Raw genomic sequence first — 11,259 nt, 5'->3', positions numbered from 1 at the left:
GCAGGCGAGGAACGCTACGGCGTCGCCGGGGCGGAGCTGTTCGAGTCCTGCGGCGTCGCCCCGGCATCGTCCTCCGAGGCCACCAGCCAGGCACCCACACCCGCCGCGGCCGCCAGCGCCACCGCCGCCGCCCCGAGTGCCACCCGCCGTCTCCGGGTCGCCGCCCGATGGCGGGCCGAGCCCGGACGGGGGGCGCCCGTCGGCCTCGGTACGCGGGCCGTACCGCGCGCGCCTCCGGCCAGCTCATCGGGCCCCGGCACGCGCATCGACGTATGTGTGTCCCGGTTGGAGTCGGCCGGCTTCGCCCCCGGCACCAGCGGCACCGCGCCCCGCCGCCGCACCCGCTCCCCCGCCGGCGCCGCCTCCTCGGCGGCCGGAGCCTCGTCCGCCGCGGGCTCCGCGTCCGGCTCGTCCACATCCAGCGGCGGCATCCCGGTGACCAGCGGCAACAGTTCCCGCAGCCGCGTCCCCAGCTCGGAGGCGCGCAGTCGGGAGGCCGGCGCCTTGGCCAGGCACTGCACGATCAGCTGCCACAGCTCGTCGGGGATGCCGGGCAGCGGGGCCACCCTCTCCGTGACGTGGCGGCGCAGCACCGCGCCCGGGTGGCCGCCGCCGAACGGCGTGAAGCCGGCCAGCAGCTCGTACAGCACCGTGGCGAGTGCGTAGATGTCGACCGCCGCCCGCGGCGGCAGGCCCTCCACGATCTCCGGCGCCAGGTAGTCGGGCGTGCCGATGATCTTGGTGGCCCGGGTCCGGCGCGGTGTGTCGATGAGCTTCGCCACACCGAAGTCCGTCAGCAGGGCCGGATGCGAGCCGCCCGGCCCCAGCGGGCCCTGCATGTCCAGCAGCACGTTCTCCGGCTTCACGTCCCGGTGCACGACCCCCGCCGCGTGCGCCGCCGCCAGCCCGTCCGCGACGTCCGCGACGATCGCCACCGCCGCCTCGGGCGCGAGCCGCCGGTCGCGGTCGAGGCGGGTGCGCAGGTCGGTGCCCCGGACGAGGTCCATGACCAGCGCGAGGTCGTTGCCGTCGACCACCAGGTCACGTACGGAGACCACGTTCGGGTGCTCCAGGCCCAACAGGGCCGTCCGCTCCTGTACGAAGCGTCCGACGAGCTCCTGGTCGGACGCGAGATCCTCGCGCAGCAGCTTGATGGCGACGGGCCCCTCGGGTCCCTCGCCCAGCCACACCGTGCCGGCGCTGCCCCGCCCCAGGATCTGGTTGGCGGTGTACCGGCTGCCGATCTTCCGTGCCAAGACTGCTCCTACCGACGCGTGTCGTCGCTGCTGCGTCACCCGGTCGACAAAACTACGCGTTCGAAGAGCCAACCTTCACCGCGGAGGCGGAAATCACCCGCCCGGTGTCGACAAATCCCCAAACCAGCCAAGGCCGTACTGCCTCCGATCAGAAGTCAGTACGGCCTCCGGTCAGGAGTCGGTACGGCGTACGGCCACAAGCCGGTACGGCCTCCGGTCAGTTGGTGCCCGAGCTCCCGCCCAGGTCCCCGATCCACCCGGTCACGGTGCTGAACCAGTCGGTCAGCTGCTGCCAGTAGCCCTTGCCCGTGCCGATCCAGTCCTGCAACGGGCTCAGCTCCCAGATCAGCCAGCCCGCGACGAACAGGATGACGATGGTGAACAGGCATCCCTTCAGACAGCCGAGGCCGGGGATCCGCATCGGGTTGGCGCTGCGCTGCCGGGGCGGGCGCGGTTCACGCTGGGGCCGCTGCGGCTCCGGCGCGGGCGGCGGGGCGTAACGCTGCGGCTGGGGCCGCTGAGGCTGCTGCGGCGGGGCGTAGTGCTGAGGCTGTTGCTGCTGCGGGTGGCCGTACCCGGGCTGGCGGCCCTGCGGAGGCCGCTGCTGGGGTCGCGGCGGCTGCTGCGGCTGCTGCGGGCGGGCGACCTGGCGCTGGGGGCGGCGGCGCAGCGGGTCCTGGCTGGGGTCGAGGTACTGGACCTGCGTCTGCTCGTTGCGGTCCCGGGCGGCCCGCAGCTGGTTCTGCCAGGGGTGCGGCTCCTCGGGCCCGGGCCCGCCGGGCTGCCCGCCGGGCTGTCCCGGTGGCATCGGCGGCATCACGGCCGTCGGATCGGCGGCGCCAGGGCCGCCCGGGCCGCCCGTGTTCGGCAGTACGGCCGTGGGGTCGGCGGCGCCCGCCGGGCCGGGGGCGCCGGTGTGCGGCAGGACGCTGGTCGCGGCGTTCGGGTCGTAGGCGCCGGGGGCCGCGCCGTGCGGCAGCACCTGCGTGGGGTCGGCCGAGCCCGGCACGGTGGCCGGCGAGGGGTCGGGGGCGAGCAGCGCGGCGACGCCCTCGGCCGCGGCGATCTGCGCGGAGTTGGCGTGCACGCCGATGCCCTCGGCGACGACGCGCAGGGCGCGGGCGAGGTTCTCGGCGCTGGGCCGTTCGTCGGGGTTCTTGCTCAGGCAGCGGGCTATGACCGTCCAGAGGGGGTCGGGGACCGTGGACGGGCGGCGCGGCTCCGCGCTCAGGTGCTGGTGCAGGACCTCCAGGGCGGAGCCGCCGCCGAACGGCGGACGGCCGGTGACCAGCTCGTACAGGAGGATTCCGGCGCCGTAGATGTCGACGGCGGACGTCTGCGGGCGGCCCTCGGCGGACTCGGGCGCGACGTACGCGGGGGTGCCGACGAACTCGTGGGTGCGGGTCAGGCCCGGGGAGTCGGCGAGGCGGGCGATGCCGAAGTCGGTCAGCATCGGGTGCATCTGGCCGCCGTCCTGCTTCAGCAGGACGTTGGCGGGCTTCAGGTCGCGGTGGACGACGCCGTCGGCGTGGCTGGCGGCGAGGGCGTCGGCGATCTGGGCGGTCAGCAGGGCGGCGGCGACGGGGGTGAAGGGGCCGTTCTCGCGCAGGTAGCGGTGCAGGTCGGGACCTTCGACGAGGTCCATGACCAGGGCGAGCAGATCGCCCTCGACGACCAGGTCGCGGACCCGGACGATGTTCGGGTGGGTCAGGCGCAGCAGGACGGAGCGCTCCCGCAGGAACCGCATGACGATGTCCGCGTCGCCGGCGAGCTCCTCCTTGAGGACCTTGATCGCGACCGTCTCACCGGGCTGCCCCGGCACGGCCGCCTCGGCGCCCGCGGTCTCTCGCTGGCGGGCTCGCCAGACGGTCCCCGTGGCGCCGCGACCGAGCGGCTCCTCGAGGAAGTACTTGCTGCCTACCGGCCGCACGTCGCGCTCCCTGCTGCTTGCCTACGTTCCGACCCACTGTAGTGCCGTGCCCCCGGGCACCGGCCTGTCGTCATTCTGTGCGTCTTACGTACGGCTTCCCGTACATGTTCGAAGGAAAGACGCGCGCCTCTGTCTCCCGGTTGCCCGAAGCGGACGTGACCGATCTCAAGCGGTCGCCGGAAGGTCAACTGTCAGGCACTTTTGCGGGCAGAGCCGACCAATCAAGATCACTTGCCTCCGGGCGGGGGGCGCGCTGTCAGTGGCAGGTGCGAGGATGCGTGCAGTACTGGCCGATGTGCTCGTGTGGGGTGGGGAGGGCCCGTCCGATGGATCTCCGCGGAAGAAGGAGCGGCGTTCGGCGCGTGCTCTCGCGCGGTGCGGCGAGCGGGGGCCGCGCCCACACCCTGGCGGCGGTGGGGAAGCGTGCCGGGCGTCACGACGCCGCGGAGATCCGTCGGACGGGCCCTGGTCCGCGCCCGCGCAGAAGGGACCGCTGACGCCGATGCAGATCCGGCTGACCGTCGTAGACCCGCTGGCCCCGCCTTCCCCCAAGCTCCCGGCCTCGCGCGAGCACGGTGCGTCCCCGTCGGCCCGGGGCCGCGCAGCGAGCTGCGACGTGCTGGTCACGGCGCCCGCGGGTACGGCCCTGGCCGCGGTGGCGTCGGCGCTCGCCTCGGCGGTGTCCGGGGGTGACGGCCCGGTCGTGCTGTACGCGGGCGCGGAGCGGCTCGACGACCGGCGCAGCACGCTCGGCGAGCCCCCGCTGACAGACGGCGCGGTGCTGTCCCTGGGCGCCCCGGCGGCGCCCGAACCCCACCCCGAGCTGGACGACGCCCCGACCCAGCTCCATGTCGTGGCCGGGCCGGACGCGGGCGGGGTCCATCTCCTGCACGGCGGCGAGATCCGCATCGGCCGCTCCGCCGACGCCGACGTCCCGCTCGACGACCCGGACGTCTCCCGGCTGCACTGCGTGGTCACGGTCACCGCCGACGGCCGCGTCTCGGTCGCCGACCTGGGCTCCACGAACGGCACGACACTGGACGGCTCACGCGTGACGACCCACCCGGTGCGGTTCGGGCCGGGAGCACTGCTGCGGATCGGCGAGTCGGCACTGCGGCTGACGCCGGCCGGCGGTCCGGGGGCGCGGGTGCGGACGGAGCCCGACGGGGAGGGGCATGTACGGGTGCCCGCCGGAGCCGACGCCGCGGTGCCGCACGCACGCGTGGCGGACGGCGGCGACGCGGCCACCCCGGGGGGAGGCGGCCTCCCGCCCGCTCAGGAACACGGCCCCGTCGAACCGCCCGTCGTGCCGGTGCAGGGCGGGGCACCACGGATCGAACGGCACGGCCGGTCCGACACACCGCTGCCGGGACCACGCGGAGGCGACACCCACGGCACCGGCTTCGGGCTGGGCGCGCTCGACGGGGGCGAGGGGGGCCACGGCGGCGCGGGCACCGACCGCACCCCGGGCGACGGCGCCCCTGCGGGCACCCCGGCGAACGGCAGCAGCCGCAAGGGCACTCCGCTGCGGGGCACCGACGTACCGCAGGGCGTGCGCAGGCGGGGCGGGCTCACGGCGTGGGCGCGGCGGCTGGCCGGCGGGCGCGGGGAGCAGGGGGCGACGGCCCGGCGTGGGACGTACGACGACGATGGGCCGGCCGAGACGACCGGGCAGCCCTCGACGGCGAACGGCCTGCGGCTGCCGGAGGCCTGGCCGGACCCGGCGTCGCTGCTGCTGATGGCCCTGGGCCCCGGCCCCCGGCTGTGGGAGCGCGCCCCGGGTCACCCGGAGGCGCTCACGGTGCGGCTCGGCACGGCCGACCGCGCGGCGCCCGACGGTTCCGGGCTGCTGCCCGCGGTGCCGGTGACCGCCGATCTGCGTGAGGTCGGGGCGCTGGGCCTGTCCGGACCCCGCGAGCGGCTCGCCGGGCTGGCCCGCGCGGTGATCGCCCAGCTCGCCGCGCTGCACTCCCCCGACACCCTGGAGATCGTGCTGCTCAGCGCGGACCGCTCCCGCCCCCTGGAGGAGCGCACCGCCGAGTGGGCTTGGCTGGGCTGGCTCCCGCATGTCCGCCCCGGACACGGCCAGGACTGCCGCCTTCTGCTGGCCTACGACCGCGAACAGGCGACGGCGCGCACGGAGGAGCTGCTGCGGCGCCTGGAGGACCTGGACGCGGAGGCGGGGGACGTCGGGAGCGGGCCCGTCGGCATCACGCCCGCCGACCAGGCCACGGCCGGGCGTGCCGTTCGGCGGCCGTCCTGGGCGCGCGACGACGACCCGGCCGACGGGGCGGACGGGTTCGCCGGTCCGTACACGGTGGTCGTGGTGGACGGGGATCCCGGAGGCGCCGACGTGCGCGAGGCGGTGGCGCGGCTGGCGCTGGAGGGGCCGCGGGCGGGGATACACGTCGTGTGTCTCGCCGAGACGGCTTCGGCGTCTCCCGCGTCGCCGGTGACGGAGACCTATGAAGCGGCGTGCACGGTGTCCCCCGTGTTCCGGGAGTGCGGGGCGGTGGCGCTGCTGAGCGGTGACGTGGCGACGGCGCTGCGGCTGATGCGCGTCGCGCGGGCCGGGGCGCTCACGCGCGGCGGAGCGGCCGTCCGGCCGAGCGGGGCGGAGTCACCCGCGGGCGAGGCAGGTACCTGGAGCGTGGCGGAGACCCGCCCGGAAGCGGCCCGGACGGGCACCGCCCCCCAGCCGGCCGACGGGCGCGCTTCCACGGAGCACGGCACGGCCGGCCACGGCCCCGCCGGACATGACCGGGTCGTCCACGGTCCCGTCGGACACGGCACGGTCGCCACGGTGGACGCCGTCTCCGTGGCGTGGGCGGAGCGGTTCGCGCGGGCTCTGGCGCCGTTGCGCACGGAGGGGACCACTGGAGAGCGGCACACGCGGGTGTCCGTGCCGTTGCCTCAGGCGGCTCGGCTCCTGGACGAGCTGGGCCTGGCCCGGGCCACCCCGGCGTCGCTGATGGCGCGCTGGGCCGACGCGGCCGATGACGCGCAGGCCCTCGGCGGGCGGGCGTGTGCGGTGCTGGGCGCCGGGCCGCGCGGGCCGGTCAGCGCGGACCTCGCCGCCGACGGCCCGCATCTGCTGATCGAGGGGCCGCCCGGCAGCGGGCGTACGGAGCTGCTGCGGGCGGTCGTCGCCTCGCTCGCCGCCGCCGAGCGGCCGGACCGGCTGGGCATCGTGCTGATCGACGGCCGGGACAGCGTCGGCGCGGGCGGCGGGCACGGCGAAGGGCTGCGGGTCTGCACCGACGTCCCGCACGTCACCACCCACCTCACCGCCAACGACCCGGTCCGCATGCGGGAGTTCGCCCAGTCGCTCAGCGCCGAGCTGAAGCGGCGCGCGGAGCTGCTCGGGCGTTCGGACTTCGCCGAGTGGCACACCGGCCGTGAGCTGTCGGGCCGGATGGTCGCGCAGCGTGCGGCGGGGGCCGGTATCGGTACCGGAGCCGGTATCGGCACCGGGACCGGTGAGGGTGCGGGGGATCTGGACACACCCCCCAGTTCCACGCTCCGGCTGCGGCCGGGTGCGGCCCGTCGGCAGGCCGCGGCCGTGCCGCCGTTGCCCCGGCTCGTCGTCGTGGTGGACGACCTGGACGCCCTGGTCTCGCCCCCGCTGGGCTCCCCGGGCCGGCCTGCGGCAGGCTCGGTGATACGCGCGCTGGAGGCGGTGGCGCGGGAGGGCGAGCGGCTCGGGGTGCATCTGGTGGCCGCCGCGGGGATCGGGGGCCGTACGGCGGAGTCGGAGCCGGCGCGACGGGCGACGCTGCGGGTGACGCTGGACGCGGTGACGGCGGGCCCGGACGAACCGGCACCGGGCCGCGGGCGGCTGGCCTGGGCGGACGGCAGAGTGGTGCCGTTCCAGGGCGGGCGCGTCACGGGGCGTATCCCGCGCACGGCGACGCTGCGGCCCACGGTCGTGCCGTTGGAGTGGCACCGCATGGGTGATCCCCCGGCCCGGCGTCAGGTCCGCGAGCTGGGCAACGGACCGACGGATCTGGCGTTGCTGGCCAGCGCGCTGGAGCGGGCGGCGCGGGAGGTCGCGGCGACCGAGGTGCCCTCGCTCTTGTAGTGCCGGTCCTGTAGCGCCGGTCTCGCAATGCCGGTCGTGTAATGCCACTGACGCAGATTCAGCCCCTCCGGTGATTGAGGACGAGGCCGTTGAGGCCGATAGCGGGGGTCTGGGGGCGGCAACCCCCAGGGACGTTCACCTCAGCGGCGTACCTGGTCACGAGGCGGTCACGATCCCCCGCTTGACAGCGGACGCGGTCTTGCCGCCCCCCATACCAAGGCGTAGACCAGATCGCACGGGACAGCGCTCGAACGTTCGACGAGGCACGAAGAACGGGGCAGTGATGCGCAGCACGAGCAGCAAGAACCGGACACGCAGGGGCGCCAGGGCCGCGGCAGCCGTACTCGCGGGCGCCCTCGCACTCTCGCTCACCGCATGCGGAGGCGATGACAACGACAGCGGCAACGAACAGAGCGGCACCGGCCAGGAGACCGGCAACACCGTCACCCTTCCCAAGCTGAACGGCGAATCCCTGGAGGTCGCCGCCGTCTGGACCGGTGCCGAACAGGCGAACTTCAAGAAGGTCCTCGCGGAGTTCGAGAAGCGCACGGGCGCCAAGGTGACCTTCGTGCCCGCCCAGGACCCGATCATCAACTTCCTCGGCTCGAAGGTCGCGGGCGGCCAGCCGCCGGACATCGCGATGCTTCCGCAGCCCGGCGCCATCAAGCAGGCCGTCGACAAGAAGTGGGCCAAGCCCCTCGGCGCCGACGTGATCAAGGAGCTCCAGGAGAACTACTCGCAGGGCTGGCAGGACATCGGCAAGGTCGACGACAAGCAGTACGGCGTCTACTACAAGGCCGCCAACAAGTCCCTGATCTGGTACAACGCGCAGGTCTTCGACAACGCGGGGGCCCGCGAGCCCAAGACCTGGGACGAGCTCCTCAGCACCGCCCAGACCGTCTACGACTCCGGTGTCACCCCGTTCTCCGTCGGTGGCGCGGAGGGCTGGACCCTCACCGACTGGTTCGAGAACGTCTATCTCTCCCAGGCCGGTCCCGAGAAGTACGACCAGCTGGCCAAGCACGAGATCAAGTGGACCGACCCGTCCGTGAAGGACGCGCTCACCACCCTCGCCCAGGTCTGGGGCAAGAAGGACTACATCGCGGGCGGCGCGACCGGTGCGCTGCAGACGGACTTCCCGGAGTCCGTCACGCAGACCTTCACCGGCGGCGACCAGCCGAAGGCCGGCATGGTCTACGAGGGCGACTTCGCGCAGGTCAACATCACGCAGGCCAAGGCGGAGGTCGGCACGGACGCGAAGGTGTTCCCGTTCCCGGCCGTCGGTGACACCGCACCCGTCGTCTCCGGCGGCGACGCGGCCGTCATCCTGCAGGACTCCAAGGCGGCGCAGGCCCTGGCCACCTGGCTCGCCTCCCCGGACGCGGCGACGATCCAGGCGAAGCTCGGCGGTTACCTCTCGCCGAACAAGAACGTGGCGAACTCGGCGTATCCGAACGAGGTCCAGCAGAAGATCGCCAAGGCGCTCATCGACTCCGGTGACGACTTCCGGTTCGACATGTCCGACCAGGCCCCGCAGGCCTTCGGCGGCACGCCCGGCAAGGGCGAGTGGAAGATCCTGCAGGACTTCCTGAAGAACCCGTCGGACATCGCGGGCACACAGCGCAAGCTCGAAGCCGACGCGGCCGCGGCGTACGGAAACTGACGTCATGGCGTCGGCGGAAGCGGCAGGGGTCCCTCCGACCCCTGCCGCACCCAAGTCGCGCAAGAGTGTGACCGGCACGCGCTGGACCATGGCGGCCCTGTTCCTGCTGCCCGCTCTCGTGCTGCTCGGCGCGCTCGTGGTCTACCCGATCGGGTACTCGGTCGTGCGCAGTTTCTACGACCAGTCCGGCGGCGGCTTCGCCGGACTCGACAACTACGAGGCTCTCTTCACCGACGACGGCATCCGCACCGCCCTCAAGAACAACGTCCTGTGGGTGGTGTTCGCCCCCACGATCGCCACCGCGCTCGGTCTGGTCTTCGCGGTGCTGACCGAGCGGGTGCGCTGGGGTACGGCGTTCAAGCTGGTCGTCTTCATGCCGATGGCGATCTCGATGCTGGCGGCGGGCATCATCTTCCGGCTCGTCTACGACCAGGACCCGGACAAGGGCGTCGCGAACGCGGTGTGGGTGGGTGTCCACGACACCTTCGCGCAGGCGTCCGCGTTCCCGAAGGCCCACCCGGGCCGGGAGTCGCCGCTCGAAGCGGCACCGGGCGGCGGTTTCATCACCAAGGCCACCGTCAGCGCCGGCACCCCGGTGACCCTGCCCCTGGTCGGCGTCGCCCCCGACCAGATGCCCGGCGGCGCCGAGAAGGCCGTGGCGGCGCAGGCGGAGCCGGGGAAGGTCACCGGCACCACCTGGCAGGACTTCACCCGCGGCAGGGGCGTCGGCACGCTCGGCGGCGTCGACGCGTCCGAGCTGGGCTATGCCGGGATGAAGATCGAGGCCGTCAAGGACGGCGAGGTCGTGGCGTCCACGACGGCGGCCGACGACGGCACGTTCACGCTGCCGGCCGCCGCCGACGGGGCACAGCTGCGGCTGCCGGCGGACAACTTCAAGGAGGCGTACAACGGGCTGGACTGGCTCGGCCCGTCCCTGGTCACACCGGCCATCATCGGGTCGTACATCTGGATGTGGGCGGGTTTCGCGATGGTGCTGATCGCGGCCGGGCTCGCGGGCATCCCGCGCGATCTGCTGGAGGCGGCCCGGGTCGACGGCGCCAACGAGTGGCAGGTGTTCCGCAGGGTCACGGTGCCGCTGCTGGCGCCCGTCCTCGCGGTCGTCACCGTCACCCTGATGATCAACGTCCTGAAGATCTTCGACCTGGTCTTCATCATCGCCCCGGGCTCCTCCCAGGACGACGCGAACGTGCTCGCCCTGGAGCTGTACCGCAAGGGCTTCTCCGAGGACCAGCCGGGCATCGCCAGCGCGATCGCGGTGTTCCTGCTGCTGCTCGTGATCCCGGTGATGTGGTTCAACATCCGTAGGCTCAGGCGGGAGGGGCGGCGATGAGTGCGAACGCCGGCGGGCTCACGAAGACGGCACCTCCGCCCCTGACGGTCGTCAAGGCCAAGCAGTCCCTCGGCGGCCGGCTCGTCTCCGGCGTCAGCGGCGGGCTGGTGCGGGTGTTCCTCATCGTCGTCGGCCTGTTCTGGCTGGTGCCGACGATCGGGCTGCTGCTGTCCTCCCTGCGCCCGCCGCAGGAACTGGCCGCGAGCGGCTGGTGGGAGGTGTTCAGCAAGCCTTCCCAACTCACCTTCGAGAGCTACGACAAGCTCCTGAGCAACCCGGACATCACCGACTCGATCCTCAACACCGTGCTGATCACGGTGCCGGCGACGGTCCTCGTCGTCGTCATCGGCTCGCTCGCGGGGTACGCGTTCGCGTGGATGGAGTTCCCGGGCCGCGACTGGTGGTTCCTGGGCGTGGTCGGCCTGCTGGTCGTGCCGGTGCAGGTGGCGCTGATCCCGATCGCCGAACTGTTCGGCAACATCGGCATCTTCGGCTCCCTGACCGGCGTGATCCTCTTCCACGTCGGCTTCGGGCTGCCGTTCGCCGTGTTCCTGCTGCGGAACTTCTTCGCGGAGATCCCGAGGGAGCTGCTGGAGGCGGCCCGCCTGGACGGTGCCGGTGAACTGCGCCTGTTCCTCCGCGTCGTGATGCCGCTCGGCGGGCCGGCGATCGCCGCGCTCGGCATCTTCCAGTTCCTGTGGGTGTGGAACGACATGCTGGTCGCGCTGATCTTCACCGACTCCGGCAGCCAGCCGATCACGGTCGCGCTGCAGACACAGGTACGGCAGTTCGGCAACAACATCGACGTCCTGGCGCCCGGCGCGTTCATCTCCATGGTGATCCCGCTGGTCGTGTTCTTCGCCTTCCAGCGGCAGTTCGTGTCCGGTGTGATGGCGGGCGCGGTCAAGTAGCCGCGCGGGCGTGGCGCTCCAGGGGGCGGGCCGGCACCGGTCCGCCCCCTGTCGTGGACGCTCCGTC

The 11,259-nt window shown here is 73.6% G+C and carries 6 protein-coding genes; 4 read left to right on the top strand and 2 right to left on the bottom strand.

The window, feature by feature from the left end; all coding sequences use genetic code 11:
* Positions 1–14: 14 nt before the first annotated feature.
* Together AQI70_RS32820 and AQI70_RS32815 are read right to left on the bottom strand one after the other, a co-directional pair.
* Complete coding sequence (locus AQI70_RS32820) at positions 15–1,256, bottom strand: serine/threonine-protein kinase (protein ID WP_062156099.1); 1,242 nt, start codon at positions 1,254–1,256, stop codon at positions 15–17.
* 217 nt (positions 1,257–1,473) lie between these two features.
* Positions 1,474–3,186, bottom strand: a complete 1,713-nt coding sequence (locus tag AQI70_RS32815) for a serine/threonine-protein kinase (RefSeq protein WP_062156098.1) — start codon at positions 3,184–3,186, stop codon at positions 1,474–1,476.
* 502 nt (positions 3,187–3,688) lie between these two features.
* Here AQI70_RS32815 and AQI70_RS32810 point away from each other — a divergent pair.
* From AQI70_RS32810 to AQI70_RS32795, 4 genes are all read left to right on the top strand, one after another.
* A complete protein-coding gene (locus AQI70_RS32810) occupies positions 3,689–7,267 on the top strand; it encodes an FHA domain-containing protein (RefSeq protein WP_062156097.1) in 3,579 nt (1,192 codons plus the stop codon).
* 283 nt (positions 7,268–7,550) lie between these two features.
* Entirely contained in the window at positions 7,551–8,930 is a 1,380-nt protein-coding gene (locus AQI70_RS32805; RefSeq protein ID WP_062156096.1) for an ABC transporter substrate-binding protein, read from the top strand.
* Positions 8,931–8,934: 4 nt separating this feature from the next.
* The gene (locus tag AQI70_RS32800) at positions 8,935–10,281 is read left to right on the top strand and encodes a carbohydrate ABC transporter permease (RefSeq protein WP_425264650.1); all 1,347 of its coding nucleotides are present in this window, start codon (positions 8,935–8,937) and stop codon (positions 10,279–10,281) included.
* Positions 10,278–11,192 (top strand): carbohydrate ABC transporter permease, encoded by a 915-nt coding sequence (locus tag AQI70_RS32795; RefSeq protein ID WP_062156094.1) that lies wholly within the window; start codon positions 10,278–10,280, stop codon positions 11,190–11,192. The genes AQI70_RS32800 and AQI70_RS32795 overlap by 4 nt, the downstream gene beginning before the upstream one ends.
* The last annotated feature ends 67 nt before the right edge of the window (positions 11,193–11,259 follow it).

Source organism: Streptomyces curacoi (assembly GCF_001513975.1).
In the GTDB taxonomy this organism is placed as follows: Bacteria; Actinomycetota; Actinomycetes; order Streptomycetales; family Streptomycetaceae; genus Streptomyces; species Streptomyces curacoi.
The sequence above is the reverse complement of the archived record's forward strand: the minus strand, read 5'-3'. Positions and strand labels throughout refer to the sequence as shown.

Bases quoted from the DNA above. Each gene is read 5' to 3' on its own strand.
- AQI70_RS32805 (WP_062156096.1), top strand. From the start codon at position 7,551: ATGCGCAGCACGAGCAGCAAGAACCGGACACGCAGGGGCGCCAGGGCC.
- AQI70_RS32810 (WP_062156097.1), top strand. From the start codon at position 3,689: ATGCAGATCCGGCTGACCGTCGTAGACCCGCTGGCCCCGCCTTCCCCC.
- AQI70_RS32800 (WP_425264650.1), top strand. From the start codon at position 8,935: ATGGCGTCGGCGGAAGCGGCAGGGGTCCCTCCGACCCCTGCCGCACCC.
- AQI70_RS32795 (WP_062156094.1), top strand. From the start codon at position 10,278: ATGAGTGCGAACGCCGGCGGGCTCACGAAGACGGCACCTCCGCCCCTG.